At 54.0% G+C, this 23,473-nt stretch carries 14 protein-coding genes; 4 read left to right on the forward strand and 10 right to left on the reverse strand.

Translation table 11 applies throughout. The annotated features are described in order from the left end of the window. Window positions 1–77 precede the first annotated feature (77 nt). Entirely contained in the window at window positions 78–1,721 is a 1,644-nt protein-coding gene (locus WDM24_RS29850) for a primase-helicase family protein (protein WP_338828315.1), read from the forward strand. Between the two features lie 501 nt (window positions 1,722–2,222). On the opposite strand, the gene WDM24_RS29855 is transcribed toward WDM24_RS29850, so the two are convergent. Then, window positions 2,223–3,278: a DUF4238 domain-containing protein gene (locus tag WDM24_RS29855; RefSeq protein ID WP_338828316.1), complete on the reverse strand. Its 1,056-nt coding sequence runs from the start codon at window positions 3,276–3,278 to the stop codon at window positions 2,223–2,225. A gap of 11 nt (window positions 3,279–3,289) precedes the next feature. Here WDM24_RS29855 and WDM24_RS29860 point away from each other — a divergent pair, with 11 nt between their 5' ends. After that, complete coding sequence (locus WDM24_RS29860; RefSeq protein WP_338828317.1) at window positions 3,290–3,808, forward strand: hypothetical protein; 519 nt, start codon at window positions 3,290–3,292, stop codon at window positions 3,806–3,808. A gap of 44 nt (window positions 3,809–3,852) precedes the next feature. Then, window positions 3,853–4,371 (forward strand): hypothetical protein, encoded by a 519-nt coding sequence (locus WDM24_RS29865; protein ID WP_338828318.1) that lies wholly within the window; start codon window positions 3,853–3,855, stop codon window positions 4,369–4,371. Window positions 4,372–5,259: 888 nt separating this feature from the next. Here the strand turns inward: WDM24_RS29865 and WDM24_RS29870 are convergent. The 3 genes from WDM24_RS29870 to WDM24_RS29880 all read right to left on the reverse strand — a co-directional run bounded on the left by WDM24_RS29870 (window position 5,260) and on the right by WDM24_RS29880 (window position 14,078). Next, window positions 5,260–6,033 carry a hypothetical protein gene (locus WDM24_RS29870; protein ID WP_338828319.1) on the reverse strand — a complete coding sequence of 258 codons (774 nt, stop codon included), beginning with the start codon at window positions 6,031–6,033 and terminating at the stop codon, window positions 5,260–5,262. A gap of 140 nt (window positions 6,034–6,173) precedes the next feature. Then, window positions 6,174–10,118, reverse strand: coding sequence for a hypothetical protein (locus WDM24_RS29875; protein WP_338828320.1), 3,945 nt, complete (start codon window positions 10,116–10,118; stop codon window positions 6,174–6,176). 9 nt (window positions 10,119–10,127) lie between these two features. Continuing rightward, window positions 10,128–14,078, reverse strand: a complete 3,951-nt coding sequence (locus WDM24_RS29880) for a hypothetical protein (protein WP_338828321.1) — start codon at window positions 14,076–14,078, stop codon at window positions 10,128–10,130. A 668-nt stretch (window positions 14,079–14,746) separates the two neighbouring features. Here WDM24_RS29880 and WDM24_RS29885 point away from each other — a divergent pair. Continuing rightward, window positions 14,747–15,859, forward strand: coding sequence for an HNH endonuclease signature motif containing protein (locus WDM24_RS29885; protein WP_338828322.1), 1,113 nt, complete (start codon window positions 14,747–14,749; stop codon window positions 15,857–15,859). A 12-nt stretch (window positions 15,860–15,871) separates the two neighbouring features. On the opposite strand, the gene WDM24_RS29890 is transcribed toward WDM24_RS29885, so the two are convergent. From WDM24_RS29890 to WDM24_RS29915, 6 genes are all read right to left on the reverse strand, one after another. Beyond that, entirely contained in the window at window positions 15,872–16,444 is a 573-nt protein-coding gene (locus tag WDM24_RS29890; protein ID WP_338828323.1) for a hypothetical protein, read from the reverse strand. A gap of 75 nt (window positions 16,445–16,519) precedes the next feature. Next, on the reverse strand, window positions 16,520–19,753 hold the full coding sequence (locus WDM24_RS29895; RefSeq protein WP_338828324.1) for a helicase-related protein: 3,234 nt from the start codon (window positions 19,751–19,753) through the stop codon (window positions 16,520–16,522). Continuing rightward, the gene (locus WDM24_RS29900) at window positions 19,750–21,588 is read right to left on the reverse strand and encodes a phospholipase D family protein (protein WP_338828325.1); all 1,839 of its coding nucleotides are present in this window, start codon (window positions 21,586–21,588) and stop codon (window positions 19,750–19,752) included. Before WDM24_RS29900 ends, WDM24_RS29895 begins: the two co-directional genes overlap by 4 nt. Further along, a complete protein-coding gene (locus WDM24_RS29905; RefSeq protein ID WP_338828326.1) occupies window positions 21,581–22,426 on the reverse strand; it encodes a DUF6361 family protein in 846 nt (281 codons plus the stop codon). The genes WDM24_RS29900 and WDM24_RS29905 overlap by 8 nt, the downstream gene beginning before the upstream one ends. Continuing rightward, a complete protein-coding gene (locus tag WDM24_RS29910) occupies window positions 22,314–22,802 on the reverse strand; it encodes a DUF6361 family protein (protein ID WP_338828327.1) in 489 nt (162 codons plus the stop codon). The genes WDM24_RS29905 and WDM24_RS29910 overlap by 113 nt, the downstream gene beginning before the upstream one ends. 36 nt (window positions 22,803–22,838) lie before the next feature. Further along, window positions 22,839–23,456 (reverse strand): C-terminal helicase domain-containing protein, encoded by a 618-nt coding sequence (locus WDM24_RS29915; RefSeq protein WP_338828328.1) that lies wholly within the window; start codon window positions 23,454–23,456, stop codon window positions 22,839–22,841. Window positions 23,457–23,473 lie beyond the last annotated feature (17 nt).

The raw sequence follows: 23,473 nt of genomic DNA on the forward strand, positions 1-23,473 counted from the left end.
CGGAACTATTATGTTTTCTGACGCCGCTGTCTCACCGGCGACGCCGCAAAAACTCGCCAAGATACCCGGAATCCGAAATGACTAACACCACAGACGGTGGCCTCTCTGGGCCAGTCGATAACCTCGCTCGTTCCAACTACGGAACGGGGCAAGGGCAAGACTTCAACGATATGCTTCGCAATGCACCTCCAAGCCGCATCGCCGACATTATTGGACATGGCGATGTCCCTCCGCACGAGTTTATTGAAAGCCTGATCAATTCAGAGGATGCCGCCGATGCCATCGGCGCAGATGCTTCAAAGGATGCCGAGCGAAGCGGTGGAAGCGTCGTTGACCCAGCCAATATGTGTGCCCGCTCTTGGGGCTTCGAAGTCGAGGAAATCAACCGCAGTTACGCGCTGGTTATCTGGGGCGGCAAAGCGGTGGTGGTGAACGAGCAGCCGGCGGGCCCGGTAAACGACCGGGTGCGCTTTCTGTCTTTCGAGGCAATGAACTCCTGGTTTGGAAACAAATATACGGAAATTGTTGGGCCCGATGGACGGCTTAAGTCGGTCACTTGGGCGAAGGCTTGGCACCAGCATCCGAATCGCCGCCAGTACGACGGAGTGGAATATTTTCCAAATCCGGACGGGGCAGCTGGAACGCCAAATTATCTGAATCTTTGGCGCGGCTTCAGCGCCACGCCATCGCCAGAAGGCAGTTGCGAGCGCTATAAAGATCACCTTCGTGTCAACGTGTGCAACGAAAACGAGGAATACTTCAGCTATCTGTGGGGTTGGATGGCCCATCTCATTCAGCGACCGAGGGAAAGGCCAGGTATCGCGGTCGTTTTGCGCGGCCAAAAAGGCACTGGCAAAACTGTGATGGGCGACGTTCTCGGATCGTTGATTGCGGCTCATTATTTCCCTGTTGATGATGCTCGCTACCTTACAGGTCAGTTTAACGCGCATTTTGCCAGTTGTGGTCTGCTGCAAGCTGACGAAGCGATGTGGGCTGGCGACAAAGCTGCAGAAGGGCGGTTGAAGGGGCTGATCACATCGAAGATCCAAATGATCGAATCGAAGGGAGTTGATCCTATCCGTATGGAGAACCGCGTTCGGGTGATCATGACTTCAAATGAAGACTGGGTTGTCCCCGCGACCGGAGACGAGCGACGCTTCTTTGTTCTTGATGTGGCTTCCTATGCTCAGCGCAACAATGCGTACTTCAAGGAGATCTACGAGGAGCTCGACGAAGGTGGGCGCGAACGACTACTTTACGAACTTCTATCGTTTGACCTTACTCGGTTCGATATCTTCCGGTTTCCACAAACGAAAGCTTTGCTCGACCAAAAGCTGAGGTCGCTGGATCCAATCGACGACTGTTGGTTCAATCGGCTTTGGGCCGGGACGCTTTTGCAAGGCGATGATGGCTGGCGTCCCTGGGTCGTTAGGGACGACCTCTACGGTGAATACCTCAGGGATGCGGCTCGCATGGGCGTTGGACGGAAACGCAGCAATGCTGAGTTTGGCAAACGCTTGAGGAAGCTAGCACCTGGCATTCGCGATTCAAAGCTTGGCATTGAACGCGAAGGTGTTGTAAAACGCAGGTACTGCTACGATGTCCCATGTTTGCTGGAATGTAGGCAGTCGTTCGAGCGGATCATGGGTCAGTCTATCGATTGGCCGCCGGGAGAGGGCGAGCGAGAGACGAATGCGCTCGACGACGCGGTTCCCGGCTAAGCTGTCGAACCTGAAATCTTCGCTTAGACCCCACCTAACCAAAAGAAGCCGGCTATTGGTCTATGGTGTCTAAGCAGACTAGATCACGCGTGTAGGCAAAATTGACGCCGATCTCATACGAGATCGGCGTACTTTGGTACTACTCTCTGTTTCATCTTAGACAACCTAGACATATTGGACGAACCCGTCATTGATGTGGATCAGGTCGAGTTCAAGCGCATGCCAACTCGTAGACCGCACGGACGCGGCCAAACTTCAACTTACAACCTCGCGCCACGAGAGCGCGCTTTGGGTCCTTCTTGGGACCACCTCCCCCACGGCCCAAACGCGCCCCGTAAATCCGCTAGCTCGTTTTTCCTAAATCTGACCGAACTTACCGAACACGCCGAACACGTGTTCGGAGTCTTCTCTCAGAGGTAAGCCGGACCAAGCCAGCATGGCGCCAACTCGGGCTTCATGCAGGACTATAGGCGGGTAAAGCGGCGACCTGTATGCCACTGGTCAACTTGATGAAGCTGATGGTCCACGCCACCGGCAAAGGCAACGCGAAGAAGCCGGAAGTGCAGGCGGCGGCGAAGGCGCGCTGGTGCAAGGACTCCGTGAAGACAAGGCTGATGCCGAATGCGCCGGCGCGTTTCGCTTTAGACGCCAATTTGTTTGGCTAGAGGTGTGAGCTCTCGACCCTCGATCGGGCCGCTCCCGGAAAACATGCTCGGGTTGTCCCTGGCGTCCTCCGACATCTGACTTTATCAGGGCATCGTTGGAATAGTCCTGAGCCCACACATATTTCACAGCCCTGCGGACAACCTGCCTATTGCAGTTGAACACGACATCTCGGTCCGGCATCGCGTGGATGGCGTTCAGCGTTGATACTGAGTTCACGCCAAGAAACAGCATCGTTGGACTGAGCGGAATAGCGATATGGCTGTCCACATAGCCCAGCCCATTGTTGTTTACGACCGGGCGGTCTGAGGTCACAAACCGATACTTGGTTTTTGAAACGTCGAACGTGGACCAATGCATCCGGTGAACCACCTGGCCGATCGCGTCGTTCCCGATGAAGCGGCGTAACTGCATCAAGGCGTACTGCCGCGCAACGTCGGGGGTGTAATCTCCGAGCACGCCTTCATTTGGAAAGTCGATCGCCCATCGTCCCTTAGCGGCTTCCCATTGAGCGGGAAGGTCTTCGGTGATCTTCGCATAAGTGTCCACCACGGCGCGAGGTGAGCGCATCAGGATGCTGAGTAAGAATAGCGTCCATGCCTCCCGCATTTTGGGCGTCAGGCTGTTTATCTCGCGCTTGAGCAACTTTTTGTGCGCGTAGGCTGCCTGGTCGTCGAGTTTTGCAAAGAAGGTCTTTTCGATTATTTCGGCGACATCGTCTGGCACGCCGGACAGTCGGTATAGGCCTCGTACATAACCGACGCCGTCCGGGTGCTTAGGCTGTGGCTTTACGATGCCATCGTAGGGTTGGGTGTAGTCCAGCAAGCGACTGTCAGAGCCGCACCAGTGCTTAAGGTAGAAAACAGGGATATAGTGGTGCTTCGGCAACTTCATTGAGGGGAGATATGTTCGACATCAACAATTCGAAAGACTTCTACCAAAAGCTGCTCGACGATTTCGACGACTTCATGGGGCATTTGGATTCGGCCCGGCACGCCATGAACTGCGCCATCACGGCGCATCACATGGCCGACTGGGTGTGGGGAGATTTTGTTAAAGGAGATGCAGCCCTGAAGACGAAGCTCGGCTTCAAGAAGAAAGAAGACTTCATGGCTTGGATTGACGGCCAGACCGTCTGGTACGGGTTGGTGCAATCTATCTCCAACGGCAGCAAGCACTTCATTCGAGAGAACGCCAAGGGGACTCAGAAGATCCAGGGTTTCGGCATGGGTGGATACGGTCAAGGGCCCTATGGCATGTCCTATCTGGCAATCGAGGTAAGCCAGTCTGATCCTAAGAACATGGAGCTTTCCATGTTGTTTGAGGTGGTTATCAGGTTTTGGCGGGATTTTTTGGCGCAGCACGGGCCGTACGACCCGTTGCCAAAGGGCCAGACAAAGCTATCGGATGAGAGTTCACCTTAGACCTCCAGGCTGTTCTAAAGAGGTGCCTCACGGGAGAGATTCGCATGGCGCTCGGTGCTCGCATTCTGGAACTGCAACAGGCAATGTCCGCATACGGCGAGACTGCTGCGCGCCACTATCTGGCTCTGCACGAGTTCGGCGATGCTCTTGTTGCGCACTTTCCGGCTTACTTGGGTGAAGGCGCTACGGTCTTGGGGGTTCCGCCTGAAAGTGGGTGGGCTCTTGGACGCGGTGATTATCGCGACGCCAAGTTCAGCTCTTTCAAACGAGGGAGCATCGTAATCGAGCCAATTCTGATGGGTGTGGCCATTCGCGTGCCTCACGCGAGAGACCCGGGCGGGACATGGCTGCGGATTGTCGTCGAGATGGAGCTCAAGGGCGATACCATCGCCGTCCAAGTTTATGATGGGAAAAACGTCGGCGGCATCGATGTTAATTATACTGACCGCGATCTCCAGCGGGTTCAAGAAGCTATTTTCGAATGTGCCAGAGATGTTCTTGTGAATCCGGTCAGGTCAATCCGCGGTACGTCGCGCATCGGATTTCTCGACGAGGCCACCTGAACCACCAGCTTTCAATCATCCCAACTTTGGCTTTGGCTTGGGAAGGTCCGCGGCGTGTTTGATGTAAGTGTTGTCGGTCCGAAAGTTCTTCAGTCGGCCGGCTGCACGCCGGTAGTCCAGCATGCTCTGCCGAAATATTGAAGCGACGCGGACGAGGTCAGCTTTTTGCCCTTAGCAGATCAAGATTGGTCACGTGCAAAGCGTCCGCTTTGGGATCGTGAGCTGACACTCCTTCGGTCGATACGGCCTGCCTCAAGCTCGCGGGTCCTTCCCGGGCCCCCTGCCCCTACGGCCCAAGCGCGCCCCGAAATATCGCTAGCCGCAAAGTTCAGAATCTGGGTTGACACGGTTGACAGGTTGACGCGCCACCTGCGTCAGGTTGTCAGGTCAGAAAACTTCGGCTGCGGCTGGCAAGTTTCCGGGGCGCGCTTCGGCCGTACGCGCTGCCCCCTCGGGAAGACCCGCCGATTGACGTTCTGCGATCGCCCATCTCGTGCGCCGGATGTGAACCATATGAATTTCCGCAGAGCATCTCGGCGGAGGGACAGAATCTAGAAAAAACCTTGTCCGATCATAGTGCTAGGCGCTCTCGCTAGTCGGAAATAGTTCCCATTTCAGTCAGGAATTCGAAGATCTCTCAGTCCGGCAACAGGGGATCAGGTGGCCTCAGCCGGCTCGGGGGGCGTCCCCGGAAGGGCCTGCACGGGCCCCTCTGGCCCTATATGCGGATCTTTCCACCCGCTTAGACGTCGACGATAGGTTGCCCTACGATCGCGGCCAACTCCAACACCCTTTAGCGAACACGTAGCTATCGGCTCGAGCCGGAGTCGTGACGACACACTGTGCGGTGATCAGATCAGAACAACCGAAGCTCGATATTGGACGGCATCATTTCTGGCTCGTCGTGCAATCTAAAGCGGGATGGTTTCCATTTTCATCGAAAGGATATTTGACTGGGCCGTGATTAGTTAGCACGGCGCTATTTTTGGTCTTCAAGAAAGATTTCATGTTTGAATAGAACAGGATCCAGAAATCATGACCTTGGCAAAATACGTCGTCCCCTGTCCAACCTGCTAGCCTGACTGGAAAAGAGTCGGACTGCCTGTCGGCGGCCATCGAGTAAAATCGGAAGGTGCCATCTGGATTTGGCTGTATTCCGAAGCCGCGATTGCCGGCGACCGGATGAACTTTCCCGACTTTTGTATCCACAGTGGTGAAGATAAAGTCAGTTGGAGAAGCGCATGTCACTTGCACGTCCCCGGCTTTTTCAAAAAGACCTACCGAACCGGGAGCTGCTTGATAGTCGCCCGCAAACAAGCGAGCCGAATGAGGATATTTTGTGCCAAGCAGAAACGTCATCAGCGCACCTAGTGGCTCGGTTTTGTTCCAAAGCTCGGTATTGGCCTTCAGAAATTTATCGTTGGCATCCAAGCTGCCCCTGTAGGGTCCAAAGGCGAATTCCTTGACTGCGCCCTTCCCGGCAGCAAACTCGGGAAATGCCAGTCGAATTTTTTTGAACATCGTCTCAGGCGTCTCACCTGATGGGGGCTTGAAATCGATGTAGTAGAAGTCGATGTTAGCGACGTCGGAAATCCCGACCTTAAGGGGCAGAAATCTCTTCACTCCGTCGGCTTTTGTTGACTCTGGCGGATCTTGATCCACGAGTTTCGCAAACCTGGAGGGGTGTCGATCGAGTTCGTTGCCTCTGGAAAGGGGCTGAAGGCATGGCTCCGCGGCGAGCGCTCTATTGCAGGCTAGCAATGCGCCTATCAATACAACAGTGCGAGCCATCCTCATCGGCTTCACGCCCCCTGAATTCGTTTCGATGAAACGTCGGACCCGAAGCGGAGCTTTACGAGGCTCCATTCATTGTCGGCGCGTACAACGCCTTCAAAATATGTTTTGCCTTGAACCACATACTTCTGCATTGCTGCGCGTTGGCCGGAACCGTCGTGCAGATTGGCGCTCACACCATCGTTATACTTGGTCGCGTCCAATTCGAATGTTGTATAGCGATCGAACACTGGGCCGACTGTGATATGGAGCATGCCCTGTCTCTCAGTCCAAGCAACGCTCTCGCCATGCAAGATTGCTCCGTAGGCCCAAGCTGGGCTTTCTGAAATCTGCAAACCTTCATGTGCGTTGGGTTGGTGTCGATAGAGAGCCATTCCGCACCAGCCGACGAAGTTTTGGCCAATCTCAACGTCGCAGTACCAAAGCTTCGTCTCCTCATGCCAGCGAAGCGCGAAGCTTGCTAGGGACAAGATGTCATTGTCTGGTTCGGGGCTGTTTTGAACTCGAACAACATTGTCCCGATAAAGTACTGCTGCATTTCCTTCGACGCTGTGCGCACTGTAGAGTTTGGAGTCTAAGGCCACTTCGATCGACATATCCGGGATTCGAAAATCCGAAGCTCTCGGCAGTCGCTTGGTTATCGGCAGCTTCGGCCGTTCGACGGGATCTTCACCCCACTGACTCAGATATTTGTTGAGCGACGCACTCGGGCCTTCGTTAAATCGTCCAGCCCTACATCCGATTGCCAGGCGCTCTCCGGGACCGGACAAAAACCAAGGTCGATATACAAATATTCGCATCGCATAGACGCGAGTCTGCCGCGCAGGCTCGCCCTCAATCAAGTCGCGCGAAAGTGGAATGATGTGACTGATGCTCGCCGCTACCATTTTCATGGAGGCCGGGACGTCAATCGGCCACCAATCAGATCGCCTCTCAAATGCGTCGGGCTTGTCGCTTTTGAATTGGTTCGGATATCGTCCGATTGCGACAGCCCGGACTTTGGCCTGCTTTCGACGCGTATCGACAAAGTCAACTGCGCAAGATAACGGAGTATTGTCCTTTAATTCGAGAAAGATTTTATTCTCGGCGCTTTGCAATTCGAACTGCTCGGTCAGCGATAGCTTTCCGGCGCTTATAAGCGCCGTGGAGGTACTTGCATCGACACGTGCGACTGTCGAGGCGGCAGGTACCTTATATTGTGAGAAGGTAATGCTTCGCGTTTTGCTGTTGGCGGTTGCCGCATTGAGTATGTACTTACGAGACTTCGCGTTGTCCTCTATGTCCGACCAAGACGCCTCTATGCGAACTTGGCCCGTCGTTGCTGCGTCGACCTGTAAATATCCGCCTAGCTGGGCAGTTTCCTTCAGTCTTTCCCGCGAGGCGATAGGTATGACCTTGCCTTCGCCGGTAGAGACTGTCGGTTCGGATCCGACGAACGGAGCGATGGCTGGCTGTTTAACGCAGTGGATAGCCCGGATCTTGTGCTGTACCAGGCCCGGAAAAGGAAGATTGGCGTCGTCAGCTTTCGTAGCTCGTGCTTGTCTTAACTGGTCGGTCGAAGACGCATAAGTTGCGGTCTTTCTTAGCTCTTCGTTTGAAACAACCGGAGTCAAGGTTAGCTCAAGCTCTGCGCCGGCAGGCACAGTCACATTTACACGCTTTTGGCCAGAATTCACTGATAGGGATGGGTAAAGGTTGCTGGTCGTAGCGAACGAGATTTGGATCGGACGAAATTTTTCCCACTGGCCGCTCTTTCCAAAGCGGGCGTTGACCGAAGGGAGCGTCAAGTGCTGAATAAGTTCGTAGAATGCGCCATCTTTGAATGTGAATTCGTGCTGTTGAGAGTGCGGATCTCCGTTGAAAAGCGTTAACGTGACGACAATCTCGCTTACATCGGGATCAACATAATATTGAGCGTCCAATGAATGCGCTGTGAAGAATCTCGTCAGGTCCGTTACGAAGTATCGATGACTGTTACGAGCCGGCTCGTTCTGATTTGTAAGAAATAGCCCGTGATAGCGGGCTGTATCCGTGTCTAGCGGGCAAGGTACTACCCACAAACTGGCACGGGGATTCTCTTTGGACAGATAAACCGTGCGCACTCCGTTTTGGGGTGAGTCTGATTCTTCTGATCTGTCGATCACTTCCCCGGGCTTAAAAGCGCGAGCGCGGTAGAACGGGCATACCTGGATGTAGCTCGATCCAAATGAGACTAAACCTCGATCCTGATCTGAAAAGCTAATTCCACCCAGAAATACGTTTCGAAGTCGGTACGGATAAACGTGACCAAATCGAAGCGGCGTGACGCTGGAGTAGCCTGTCACCTTTACCGTGAAAGGTGGTTCCAGAGGATTGACTGACGGTTCGTATTTCCCCAAAAACTTCATGTAGTCCGGTACCTGGGCAACGCTTAAGCCGATGTAGCGGCCGAGCTCCGTGCTAGTGATATTCGCAGTAGGGTCGCCCGGCTGTTCTCTTGCAAAAAAGTCTTCCGATTGTCCACGAACGACCTTCTTGCTACTGGCAAAGGTCACTTCCTGGTTCTGGTGATGGATGCTCCAGAATTTTTCCGTTCCCTCAGGCGCTAAGTCCAGCCGAAACCCCACCCATAGATCTTCAAGAAACAGGCAGGGGCCCAAGTTCGGACGCTGCGGATCTTTAAGCGGTCCGGGCGTCATCAAATCAACAGTTGGAGCCGAAATGGTGATACCGCCGGACTCTGGCTCATTTACCCCGAACTGTTCTTTGGCCAACAAAGCGGGTGGACGATTGTCTCGCGGTCCGAGGTAGTCCTCACCTTCTTTCGCCACCGTTCCCAGAACGTTTGCAATGGAATTGGTTTGCTGCAACAGCGTTGTTTGAATGATGTGGGTTTCGGTGTGAATTGCGGACGCTCGGTAGCGAGGCGATCCGCTGGCATCGTTGAGAAACGCCAGGCCTCCATTGCTGGTTTCGGCACTCCCGACGTCGGCGAAACTCAGCGGATGGGTATGCGTCCGCCTGCGAAATACCGTTGGTTGGGTCGACATCCCGGCGACGGTTGCGTCGAGCGTGAGCTGAGACAAGTCAATTGCTATGACATAGTCTCCGTCGATGGACTGCGATGCGGAAGCGTGCCAGCGCGTAACGAATCCGCAGTTGGCGGCTAATACGTCGTTCTTCAGTGCGGCGTGAACCGCTACGTTCGGATCGAGGGGACTGACGTCAACCTCACCCTGGTCTGTAGATGTCTGCAACTTGTCGGTAAGGCCCCGCTTGGGCGGAACTTTGGTCAACCGCTTCTCGATTTTCGGTATTGCACGCTTGAGACGCGTAAGCGAGGTGTTCGCCTGCGCTGTTAAGAGCGGTTGCGATCCTGGATTGCCGAAGAGGGCCGTGAGTAGCTGCGTCTGAGCGTAGGAAGTAATCCATCGCGCACGTTCTTCCGAGAATTTTTCGGGCGCCATGCTGAGCGAAAAATGTTCGCGGAAGCTGAAGGCCCTCACGGCCCGGTTTAATAGCTCATTCCTAAGCGAGGTGAGATCATCATGTACTTCGGCGATATTCAGAAAATCGTCATTGGTTAAATTGTCAAAGCGCTTGTCATGCACCAGCTTCGCGACGGGGATTGACTGTGTCCGCGTCAAATAGCTCAGCAAATTTGACCGCTTATCTGCGAGTGATTGGTCACCAACAAGAGTCATCGTTACCGGAACGGCTCCTGTCACCAATCCATTGAGGGTAGGCTTGTTGACCCGCCACGCGCTGTAGCTCAGCGCGTATGCGCGGATGCGCGAGGATACCGGAAGGTTCAATATCGGGTGAGCGTTTACTGCCGCAGTTACGGCATCGGGCGCGACCGATCCTGCTGAAAATTCAAGTACAGACACAACATTGACGTCAAAGCCAATTGGCGACGACTTGGAATCCGCACTATCCAAAGGCACCAAAACCAATTTGTACACAGGAGCCATCGGCCTTCCTCACAATCGATAACCTGCCAAAACTCGTACAAAGGCAGCGCGTCTCTGTTTTGAAAAAGTGGGGCCGAATGGCCTCAATTCTGATGGTGGGGTAGCTCGTCGCGTCTTACTGGCTCCCTTTACGTTGTCGTTCAAAAGTTCGGTTCTTACGTTCGATTGCTCACTCATGAGCGCGACCACGGCAGAACCGCTGCTCTTGTCCTCATGGCGCTCGGCTGTGAAGGCATACGTGACTCTAAAGAATCCGATCTTGATTGAGACACTTACAGTAGCAGTGCCACTTATCCGATCGCCGCTGCCGCCTGTTTCCGCAGTGAGCGCGATGAGAATGAGTCCGTTAAACTGTATAATTCCTGCGACCATAAGGTCAGCGCATGCCTTTACAAATGCGCGTAGAGAAGTTGTGCCGCTGTTATGTTGGTCGTCGCGCATAAGCGAAAAGCAAATGCCGGCAGTTATCGACGCTTGTCCTGTTGCGATTCCCCAGGTGATAGGAATAAGCGCGCCAAATTCCATGCTGACTTCTAGGAGGCGCAGACCCTTGGTCGTGGCTTCGATCAGCGCGTAGGATTTGCCGCCATAGTAGGGTGGTACCCAGATGGTTAAGGGCTTTTCGCGCGATGATACGCCGAAGCCAACGGCCAGCACGTCCCGCCCTATTAGGGGTATCGTGACGAACCAGCTTAGCGACAGGTTCGTTATCATGGCCGGTCCCATGAACAGGGGTTCATCGTCGTCAGGGAACCGTAGGGTCTGCGAAATCTGTATCTGTCGAGGAGATGGCTCGATCTTGATTCCCTGATCGTCACCAAGCCCGCCAAAAATACTCGCGATCTGATTTATGAAATCGAGGGGGGGCAGCAGCTCGACGGAGTCAAGATCGCACGTGAAGTTCTTATGGCCGTCTTCAGTGATTTCGAAAGCGACGGCTGAGAAATTTACCAGAATCGTACCAAACACCTTGACCGAGAAATCGGTAATCTTCGCAGCAGCCGAGATATGCGGTTTGCCTGCAGCAAACGAAAAATCCGATGCGTTCGGTGGTATCACGACGACGCCCAAATCGAGACGGGAACTCGCATCGATCACGAGCTTCGTGTTGTCCTTTGGAATGAACACCGCCGGGCCAACGTCGACCTCCTTGAACGCATCGTTGGACCAATGAAGGGTTGCCTCCACACCCATCGAAAGAGGTTTGGTAATCGGATTCGGGGCCGCCTCTGTTAGAAGTGCAGCGATAACGTCAGGCAATGAAACTGAACTCGCGTCCGTGTTCAACAGTCCCGTTAGCCATTCGATCCCGGTAAGTTGCACATGCCATACGAGCGGTGTTGCGGCTCGGGCATCCGGATCGTCGCTGTTGTCGGCGAGTACGATATCTTCAAAAATTTTAGCGAATGACAAACCGGGAATAACTTGCGCATCCGCTCCGAACATATCACCGAGCTTGAGCGCCGGAGAGGGAGTTCCGTGAGCTGCAGTCAGTAAAGGTACCCCAGGCGGCAAACCCATTAGTGTGCGCGCTGCGTCTATTGTCTTGCGCCGATCAGGATCACGGGATTTGTCGAAGGGTTGCTTATCTAGCTTCTCTCTGGCTCTGCCAAAAGCCGCATAGTCCAGTCGCTGGGTATTTTGAATTCGCGCTTTGATCTGGCCGTTGTAGCCTGGCCATCGCCGCTCATTGAATGTTGCATCTCCGAGCACCCCAACCTTGCGCGTCAGCGTGCTAGCGTGCGTGTCCGGAACTGATAAACCGCCGACGCCATCGGAGGATGCTGAATTCCCAAATCGGATTTCGTTGTCAACGCCGAGAAAGAGGGCAATTGGTATCGGACTCGTTGCAACCGAAACGGCGTAATAATTTTCGCGAATGTCTTCGGCTATTTTATTTGGTGCGCGAGCAGTTACAGGGCCATTCTCGCTTACCAGTGCTCTCGTCTCCAACGTGTACAGATATGGAGTATCCGGATCCTCTCGGTCGCAGGTGACATTTTCGAAATACTGCGATGCCGGCGTCGTTGGTTCGGGGTCCAAGAACGGGGACGTTGCAAACCGGACGTCACGATAGGTAACGATAGACGCTGAGGGTTCGCCCGATAGTTGGCTGGTCGCCTGCACGCGAATGCGCATCGTCCGCGCGCGGGGTCGAAATGGTGGTTGGATCGTCTTTGGTGCAAGATCGGGAATGTTGGCTCGCGTCCACTCGATCCAATCGACCTTCTGCGCGGTGTTGCCGCCTGCAGCGCTCGGACCAAGCGCGATCAGGGCGCCGTTATACTGAGCGAACCGACCGGGTTGAAGTGCCCACGCTTTGTCTACGACTCGTAGCCCTTCGCCGCTCTTCATTATGATGTGGGCGGCGTCAGGGCTACTAGGCTGCGACGGATAGCAAGACGGCGGATCGGCTGGAGGTGACCATGCATATCCCGGCTCCCAAAGGAGCCCATTCGCCAGCCGAGCCTTGTTGCTTACGAAGAACATCGGCATCGAACTGCGATGCTCTGCATCGTTCCAGCCGTGTCCAACGTGCTCGAACGAAAATGGCACGCCCTTAACGAGAGGCATGAAGAAGTCGTACTTTCGATAGATGTCGACGTCGCCGCCCGGCGGTACATCTAATGGTGGTGAACGCTCAGTCGTGATTGAAATTGAGACGAACGGAGACTCTGGATGCCCTACCGTCGTTGAGTTCGGCTGCGAAATCTGCAGGAACGCTTGCTTGATTAGCGGCGCGACATAGTGGCCGTCCTGGTCCTTTGCGAAGACCCGATCGGATTGAATGATAAGTTCGCAGGGCGTGCCAAAAGGATAGAGGAACCCTTCACTAACCACCTCGACGTGGTCATCTCGACCGAGACTAGCGGAATGGACCCAGCCAGATAGTGCGCATCCGGGGAAAGGGTTCCACTTTCCTTCGAGGTATAGCCACCCGCCGCGGGCGCTTAGGCGAAGCTGCTTCGCGGTGACCGTCCGACCTGGCTCAAAGCACGCGGCGATGCACGTGCTTTCGTTGGTGTAGGCTAACTTCCCGGATTCAACAGGTGGGGGGCCAATGAGGCCCGTGTATGGAAACCTGCGAGACAAGCTCGCTGCTATGTCCAGCCGGCTGTAGTTGGAAATCGGTACCGGAGGTGAAGGAAAGCTTTCGGTTGGACGATTCCGATACGTTACAAGCAAATCACCTTGATCCACCGAACCGGTGGTATTGGTCCTCTCGAAACCACGCGCACTCAGGACTTCCAGTTGCAGTGGTGTTTCCCGATCCTTGGTGGCTTTCTCTACTAGGGCCGTAGTCCAAAGCTCCGACCAGGTCCCGGTGACGCGCAGTCGCAATGGATCAGTAAAGACAAACTTGGAAGACGACGAAGCCGGGGAAAGCTCGATACCCCAAGGCATCTCAATACGGGTAAATAGCGAAGGCGAAGTTCTTGGAATTTCTAAATCGTACTTGTTGCCAACCTTGTCTAGGTCCGGAAGGACTAATTCAAAGTTGTGCCATGCAAGCAATTCGTCCAACGACAGGCGAAGGGAATGTCTATGAGGAATGCGAAAGACGATCGTACTATCGGCGCTGGGAGAAAGCTCAATCTTACTTAGATCGCCTTCTTGGAAAGCGACTGGAATATCGGTTGGCTGCAGCGCCGTTTCAACAAAGTGCTGCGGTCCACAATTGAAAATCAGGAACCGCTCTTTTGCTGATTTTAGTGGTCTGAGGCGACCATCTCCCGTGTCCTGATATCCTACCGCCGTGACCCGCAGAAAGAGTTCGTCGCGGTCCCGACGCAATTTAAACTCTGGAAAGGACGTAGGGTTACTCGGCGCAGCCGCGAGCGATGATGTTGTTTTCAGCCAGGGACCGCACACGGCGGACAGCAGCGCGCCATACTGCAGTACGCGACGTCGCGTCACCGATAACGAATTTTCGTGCTCGCCCTCGCGATGATCTTGCATGTGAGCCCCCGCTCCTATGCAATCATAAGAGGTGCAATGACACAATTGCAAGCGTCGAATTGCTGCTTATGCACGCTTTTCAGCATCAAATGGGCTCAGCGCCGGCGCGCTCTATACCGAGGACGGCGGTGCGTTTTCAATCCCGCGTTGCGAAAGCCCTGCATTTAGGAGAGCACTTCCTGCCTTAGCTAATTTTGACACCTCCGCCCGTCCCACCACTCGGTCCCTGGAGGCGCATCAAGTATCGACCCCTCGGTCGTCGTAGATGCGAGCGCTACCTCACCATTCTTGGATGCGAACCTAAGGTAGCGATGTCCAACAAAGCTCCTGAGCCAGGGCACTGCGAACCATAAGAGAGAGCCAGCGTGGCCCACGGCCCTTACCCGACCGCATAGCTCGGCTCTCCGCTGAACGCACTAAGCCAAGAAGCGCGCAAATTGCGCCGGCCTTTGGAAAATGGACTGAAACGGATTAGCTGAAAGTCTAGGAGAACATCGTAGCGGCGGTTCCGGAAATTCCGATATGAGATGTTACGGAATAAGTCAGCCAATGGCCGACTGCAGTGCGGCAAGACTGGCCTCGGTCCCGCAGTGGGATATGGTGTCAACGGCCAAGGGAAGCCCGCCGGCTCCTAGTCAGATCATATAACCTGTGAGACGAGATGCATCATGGGCCTGCTAGACCTCACCGCGTCAGCGGTGAACCAAGCCATTCAAGAGTTCGACCTGCTCAAGCGCAAAGCATTCCTGAAAAAGTACAAATTTGGGAGAGCGCGTGAGTATCTGCTTCGGAAGGACGGCCGCAGTTACGACTCCAAAGCGATCGCCGGAGCGGCTCATGGCTACTTGTCCGGTCAAGCTCCCCTTACAGCAAAGGAATTCTCTGGCGGCGAAGCTACCGTCAAGAAGCGACTTGAGGAGCTTGGCTTTGTTGTTACAAAGCCAGAGCAACCGACACTCCCCTCCTCTGGAGACGTTCTGACGAACGCAGAGATCAGTCAGCGTTTCGGCGTTGGCGCCATGTCAGGCATGAGATTTAATTCCAAACGGAATTTGCTCGTACTGATTTCTGATCCGTTCAAGGGCTTGTACCAAGATCGCTGGGAGGGGGATATTCTCCACTACACCGGCATGGGAAAAAGCGGCCACCAAAGCCTTACCTTTGCTCAGAACAAGACGCTCAACGAATCCCCATCGACGGCGGTCCATGTGCATCTGCTCGAAGCAATGGAGCCATTCAAATATACCTATGCCGGCGAAGTCGAATTGACCGGCGCTCCCTATCAAGAAGAGCAGCTCGATGAAACAAAACAAGAGCGTCTGGTCTGGATGTTTCCTATCCGGCTCAAGCCGGGGGGCGCGATCCCTGTTCTTACCGAAGAACAAGCACGCGTCATTGAAGGCAGTCATGCCGAAAAAGCGCGGCAACTTACAGACAACGAGCTAAAAGCGCGCGCCAAAATGGCTAAGGGAAAGCCAGCCACACGAACAGCGCAAACAACGGCCTATGTCAGGGATGCGGCGGTGGCCGAATACGCCAAACGGCTTGCCAACGGCAAATGCGATCTCTGCGAGATGCCAGCGCCGTTTCAGAATGGGAAAAACGAGCACTACCTCGAGTGCCATCACATCGTGTGGCTAGCCAAGGGAGGCGAGGACACGATCGCGAATACCGTTGCGCTTTGCCCCAACTGCCACCGCAAAATGCATGTCCTCAATCGAAAGATCGACAAAGAAAAACTAAGTAAACGAGCGGCCGAAAAAGAGCATCCGGCTCAGTGATCAATAAATCAGTTAACTGGCGGGACTGAGATCCAAATGGCCGTATTTTTCAAAAAGGCTCGCCTGTCTTTCTAACGATGCAATATCAGCGGCGCTAAGACCAAGCTCCTGAATCAATGAGTCCACAAGGTCGCGGGGCTCCGGAAGTCGATTGACCCGCTTTCTCGTGCTATTCCAGCTTATCATTTCAGGTGGGGCAATGCTGAAGATCTCTTTTTCGAGCATCTCAAGAGAGGGTTTTGGTAGACTGAGGGGCACACAAGCGGCAAAACAGTGACGCCGAATGAACTCACGGCGAAGGTCCTTTGCTATTTTCGCATCACTCGCAACGAACTGGGCAGATTTCCGATTGCGCCACATTCGGCCGATATTGTAATTGCATGCTAGTTTGTGACTTCGCTCTTCGCTGCCATTAACGTGACGACTGTAGATACGATCGCGAAACGAATCCGCGGCAGTTACCCCTATATAGCGAATGACACCGAGATGATCTGCTAACCCGTACACACCCGTCGCGTCGGGCAGATCATCAATTTTCTTGAGCCCTTGGCTTTTCAGATCATTCAAGCACTCTTCAAACGTCAAAGCTCATTTCCTCCAGGTACAATCCGACACCTTTCATCCAAATCAGATCGAAATCAAACATGATTTATGTTGACACTAAGCTTCCGACGAAGGCGCTCTTGGCTTCAAATCCATTCTCAATTCCGAAGCCAACGTCAGCCGATCCGGCTCGGGAAACTCATTTAAAATGTACGCTAGCAAATCTTCCTGCCTACTCTGACCGAATACCATTCGATATATTGCGAGCGCACGACGCAATTTATCCAGACGTTCTATCTCCCGGCTGAAGGGGATAGCCGGCACGTGGCGTTCAATCTTGGCATTGCCCGGAAAGAGCCAAAACGGGGTGAGGTCGTTCTCTTCCCTTGAGCGCTTGGTGCGGCCAATGTCGAACATCGTATCCCAAACGTCATTAGTCTCACCCTGCAGAGCCTCACTAGCGTAGGCGGCAGCGACATTCTTCCGGACGGCATGACCTTTGAAACGGTGAATTCGCCCCTCTCGCTGCTCGAGATCCACGGGGTTAGAAGGCAGATTCCAATGCGTGATCGCATGGCAATAGTGGTGAAAATCTAGGCCTTCCTGGCCCAACGAAGTTGAAACCAAGACAAAAGGCCAGAACGGAGAATTGAAAGCAGCTCGGACCCTTTCTTTGCGAGTGGGACCTGACCCGCCCGCCGCGTCAGGCGCAACCTCTTCGTCACTTCGTTCGTCACCAAAACGCATTGCGAAACGAATATGCATCGACTCAGGCTTGATCTTCAGCTCACGCGCATAGGGAGGAACCGTTATCTCGTCCACGCGCAGCGATGCCGTACGTAAAGTGAGCGCGCCGATAAGTTCAGCGGATATTTTTTCGGCCATCTTCGGAGCGGGATCAGCATTGCACCCCAACGACTCGCGAAGTAGGTGCGAATATTCATCGATTGTGCCCTGAAGGCAGCCTGCGTGGCAGTAACGCAAGACGCGCAACCAGTACGGTCCGTCCGAAAACTCCCCGCGGACCATCTCGATGACTTCAGCGTGATTGAAGAGCGACAGAAACGCTCTTCCTGTTTGGGCGGCATTATTGACAAGTGGCGAACAACTCAAGATGTCGGAGCGACCAGTTCTGATATAGGCACGTAATGCCGCCGTCGCTGGTGCGGCTGAAGCTGACAAAGATAAAACCTGATAGAGATCGGCGGGTGGTGGTCCCAAGCGGACGCTACCCGCTTCGAAGGCTTCGAGTAGTTGCGCAGCCTCACTTACATGCCGTGCCCACCCTTCATCTTCGTCTGCGGATGCCGACCCTGCCCAATCCTTTGCGAGCTCCGGGCGCGTCCACCAAGCGCGAGCGATATCGGGACACTCGGCAAGATCTAACAACATCGGTACAAGCCAATACCAACGTTCATCGGCGACGCCGCCGAGCTCGTGATCGATGTGCAAACCCTCAACTAGGCGCCTAATACGGACCTCGAACTCCGTGAGAGCCTCGGTATCGGTCGGAACCGCGCCACGTGCCAGCTCCCGCGGATCACAATGTCGCGCAAAAGAGATGCAGGGATATACAAGTAGAAAGAGCGGTAGTCCCGTAAGACGGCCTTCCGATGTGCCGAACCGCAAGAGCCCCCGCTGCTTCGACCAATCGTCACGCTTTAACTCACCGCGCGGGTCATTTGCCCGCATCATCACTCTCTCGGCTTCATAAGATACAAGCGATGCCACCGCACGCGGCACCATATGCCAGGCAGAGAACACAAGTCGTTTCGTTAGCTTGTCAGGTTCCACCGCGGCGAATGGCCCTGACAAAGAGTAGTAACCAACCGCAGGCGGCATCCATAATAGCCGCCACATTCCGCGATCTATTGTCTCCCCGAGAAGTCCACGCAGCCGCGGGTTTGCCGGCTCAAGTTGCCCGTAGTTGCGAATCGATTCCAGGTTAAGGAAGGATTCTTGGTTCAACCGAACAAGACGCATAACTTCCCGATCGTCGAGCGCATCCTTGAGCGCTTCTTTGAACGCATAGGCATCCATAAAATTGAGCAGATATGGAGCGGACTTCCAATACTCGACCAGATCGCCCTGCTCTAAGACATCTGCGACGCGCTGAGATCCAATAAAGGCACGCACATCGATTGCTTGAAGGGATGCATCCGCTGAAGACGCATCAACAAGCATTTCATTTTGCGCGCCAGCGCTTGACCGTTCTGTCCGCGCTATCACACGTCTTAAGCGCCGTTCCATAGCGCCCTTGGCCGCCTGAAGCCGAGCGAGGCCAGACGGCGTCATGGCAGCTGGCAGAGCGCTGTTATACTCCGCGAGTATTTGCTCGCAGTCATTTCCGTCGGTATTCTCCAGAAACCTGAGTAGAGCGAGAAAATCCTCGTAGTGATCATCATCCTTTTCATGGTGAAGACTCAAACCGCGATATGGCGTCGCCGACAACAACAACACCTTTGCTCCACCATGCTCCCCTGCATCAAACAAAAGCCGCGCCAACTCTCCTGCTTCTGACTCCTGCTCAAGCAGATGCTTAAACCGTTGAAATTCATCCAGAATGATAAGATCTGGTTCTAGCGCTTTGAGACACACTCGTGCGAGCAATCGACGCAACTCGCCAATCCATCGTGTACGTTCTTTCGTAGCGCTGTCGCCCGGTTGAGAGTCCACCCTCGGAAATATGCGCCTGAGGTCATCAAATCGTTGCCGAAGATCGACCTTTCCTAGCTCCTTTTCTTCGCGAATCTGATTGGCCAGGCTCAACATAAATTCGGCCGCGATTTGCTCATTGATCGATTGCGGATCGAACGCGTTGAGCGCCCGCTCAAACGAGTTCGTCGACGCATAATCTTGTAAAACGTAAAGTGCGGCGCGCGAACCATGAATTCCCCACGCTTGGTCGAGCAGCCAGTAAAGTACGACTCGCTCATCCATGCGCCCCCCACCCCCCGTCTGCTCAAAGGATGTCGCGGGGGTCAAAGCAACAAAGTTCAATCGGCTCTTTTGAAGGTTTTTCAGCTGCAACGGCAACAGCGTAAGTCTTGTGGATTGGGCGGCGACCTCGAAGCCAGGAATGCTAAGTCTCTTGACGTTTTGCCGCGCAATGTCCGCATTCGAGCAAATATAGATAACGTCGATCCGGTCAACCTTGGGCCAAAGATGATCAATCGTTCGAGCAACTACCCCGCGCGCCACGAGCGTTTTACCGAGCCCGACTTCGTCGGCGACAAGAAAGCGTGGCGTTGGGTCCTGGCCATAGAATCGATCGAAGACATAATCGACCGTTTCACGCTGAAAATCCTTCAGACCGGAGAGCACCGACGCGGTATCTGGATGGTCTGTCATTTGCTTAAACTACGTTTGGCGGTATCCCAAATGGGCTCCCACACACTTTGAAATTCGACACTCAGCAACTCCGAGCTATTTGGGCCTCTTTGTAGAACTTCGAGTAGCGCGGCCACTCGCTCGAACTGGGCTGCGCCTTCGCTCAACGCTCTCAGCATCGTTTCTAACAAACTGGGGAGAGGTGCTGAACGCTGTCTTGCATCCTCGTCAGGATCAAGAAATTTCGACATTTCGACTGTAGCCGACGCCTCATTGCCTGACGACAGCAGGAACAGGATATAGCGAAGCAGCTTGTCGCGACTTTCTATGAGAGAATGAAGCACCCGATCTTCGCGATCGGCCGGCGCACCTTCAAGTTTCAGGTTCATCACGAATGTCACTTCCGCCCTTGCGCCGCCGGCCTGAGCGACAACCCTAAAAGCAGTGAGTGGCGTTAGACCAGCGAACGACAGTCTAGAGAAGGTCACTTGCTTGCCAACAGGAAGCGCTCTGCTCGCCTGTTGACTAATTGGCCACGCAACGACTTCTGTAATGCCCTTGCTCAAAGCCAGTGATCGCGTCACTTCTAGGCGAACGTCAAATATGTCGTTTTCGTTAGTCGAAGTGACAACAAGTTTGGGACGGGAGGCGGCAATCGCCTTTTTAGCTGCCAGTAGTAAGTGATCGAGTTGCCTTGCGGTCGCATCTGCTTCCGTTACTAATTCGTCCGTTCGAAACGACTGCAATAAATCCGAAAAGTTTGTTTCGTTAGCAGCCTGCCGCAGGAAATGGTCAACGCCAACTTGGCTTCTTTTCCCTACCAATTCGACCATGAATTCGACGTTGTGTTCTAGCGCATTCGTGGTCGCATTAAATGAACCACTGAAAATGCTAGCGTCCCAACCTCGGTCAACCACAAAAAGCTTTGCATGCAAGCCACTCAGCGCGTCACGCTGGATTTCAACGGTCGTTTCGTCGTCGCTTTCCTCAGCAAGCTCCGGCGCTAGGTAGTGGACACTCTTGCACCTCTGCAGAACGTCGGAGGGAACGTTTATCAGGGTGTCATGTCGGGATATGAGATGAGTCTCACCACTACTCTCTATGAACTCCGAAAGGATATTTGTTGAGAGAAAGGGGGAAACAATGAGGCTCTTGTCCCTTCGAGACGGAAACGGGTGAGACGGGCCATTGAGCCCTCCAACCCAAAACCGACACTGACTGCCATCGAAGCCTTCGGGCCATTCAAAACGGACCCGGCGCAATTCATGGGCAACTCTCAATACATCTTGCCGTCTTTCCCCGGTTATGGGCCGAGTAGTTGTGAGTGTCGGCAGACTTTCAAACAGGTCACCCAACGGATGATTTGCACTAATTGCGTTGGAACGATCGGTGTGCTCGCCGTCCAACACGACCGCAGTATCCCAACACCGATCGAAGGTCAGGTTGCGGCTCAGACAGAGTACGCGGTAGCGAACGTCTCCGTCTTCTCTCGTGAAACGGAGCGCCCACACTTTTGGATGGAACACGCCCTCCTCGTCAAGCGCACCAACGTCATAGATACAAGGTTCGAGAAAGGTAACGAGTGGCGGGTATTTTGGCGGCAATCGGATTTGTCCCGATTGGCAAAATATTGTGAAACGGTCGCCATACCGTCGTAAAGCTTCGAGTAACGCCAGCGGATCAGCCGCCAGTTCACCGTCCGCTCGCTCTCGATCGAAAAACGCAAATGACAAGGGGAGCATCAGCGCGCTAATCAAATCAAGAGAAAACGTGGTACCGACCGCGAGGCTGAAACTGTAGCCTGCCGGCGGACGAAGAAGGTGCATCAAATGAGAGCGCTCGTCAGGCCTAAGCATCGGCCACCTCAAGACCATCAAAGATATCTGAGAGAAGATTCTGACTAATCTGCCATCTAAAATCTAACTGAGCGGAGCCGGCCTCTCCGTTCCAAAGTTCGCGCGCCCGCGGATTGCCTATCCGGGCGAGGTTCTTTTTGAGTTGCCGCTCTCGGTCGGTGATCATCGTACGCACGGCTGGTTTGTATAGTAGCTCGTCAACATTGCCGGTCAGAACGTGATCCCACCAAGAATTGATGAAATCGATGGTTCGCTGTCCGATTCGAGGATTACCAATCTTCACATGGCCCCAAAACTCATCCCGCCGCCATGATTTGAAATCATTGAAGCGCTCGCTGACCATCCCCGACCATTCAGCAAGGCGGTTCCGATAATCGGTTACGCGATCCTTCTGATGTTCTTGCTCGGAAAGGATCAAATTGTAGAGGAGTGGTGCGCCGTGCATCAATTCAGAAAAATTACGAGCATGCATGAGCTGTTCACGTACCCTGTGCGGGAGCTCGATAAGATGCGGAAGCCACCACGCAAAATCGACTGGGGCGCACCTGTCTGGACGTGCAATCAATTCAGCCAAGAAAGAGCCGGCGCAGCCTGGGCTCAACCGAATGCGTTCCCTCAAATATTGCGCTTCGATTTTAGTGAGGCTAAGTGAACACTCGTTTGGAAATCTATTTGGTGACGGCACTAGGCCGGCATGCCAGTTCATAGGAGGTAAGTCGTCGTGTTCAACGTCGCGTTCCCGAGAACGGCCTCCGTGTATCATAGCGAAGATAATACTGATCAAGGCTGCGATAATATTGCGCCTGCGCACCCAAGAAATTACGAATTCCCCAAACATGCAGCCCTTGCCAATAGACGCTACTAGGTAACCGCTTCAAAGCTGTTTTCGCGTATTTCCCGATGTTGCCTTCGTTATCCTCTGATCCCGCAATTATCTCAATGAGATCTGTTTCTGCGCGGCGGGCGCGCGCGGCGAACTGCGCCGAGCTAATTTTTTGCTTCTCAAGTCGCTGGTAAGTCCACGGCACAAGGAGAAAGTACTTTGCCCGCGTCATGATCGTGCTGGTTCCCGGGAACAATTGATCGGCAAAGGAGTCCCGGACCGAACCGATCCCTAATTCATCCCGCGTGTCGTGCTCTTTAAAGAGATCCACAACCTCGAGCATTTTTCGTCGTTCTTTTTCAGAATAATCCAACCAAACAAATTCAGACATTGCGCTCTCGCTAATTTCGCCGAATTACCATTTTTCTTATAGCTTCAATGCGCCCTTGCATCGTGCAGTTTCACTGCCGTATTGTTTTAGGGCGCAAAGACTGTTCACCAGCCGCATCTGCTCAACGTTGTTGCAGGGAACATCGAGAAGGCGCGGGCTTGCAAACACTAATGAGAGGACTTGCGCACGCGAAACCGCAACATTGATTCGATTTAGACTAAAGAGGAAATCCACACCTCGGGGAATTTCATCCGCGGAGGAAGAGGTCATCGATACCAGGCAAACAGGCGCTTCCTGGCCTTGAAATTTATCGACCGTTCCGACCCGCGTACCTGACGGGAGGCCTACTTTTAGTGCGTTTACCTGCAAGTTGTAGGGCGCTACAACAAGGATATCTCTCAGTTCGAGATATCTTTCGTTCCCGTCCCTGTCTCGAAACGTCTTGCCCAGGAGCAATCCGATCTGATGGCGGATTGCGGCAACCTCTTCGGGTGATGACTGGCTGTTGCCGGCATGTGGGACCTCGACCAAACGAGCTCCTGACAAATGACCGTTAGAACCGCCAAGGATTGTTTGACGAGCGGCACCCTGGTCGCTCGTTAAACGCCCCTCATAGACGATCTCAGAAATGAACCGACAGACGTCGGGGTGCATTCTGCGAGACACCGGCA

The organism is Bradyrhizobium sp. 27S5, from assembly GCF_037217225.1.
In the GTDB taxonomy this organism is placed as follows: Bacteria; Pseudomonadota; Alphaproteobacteria; order Rhizobiales; family Xanthobacteraceae; genus Bradyrhizobium; species Bradyrhizobium septentrionale.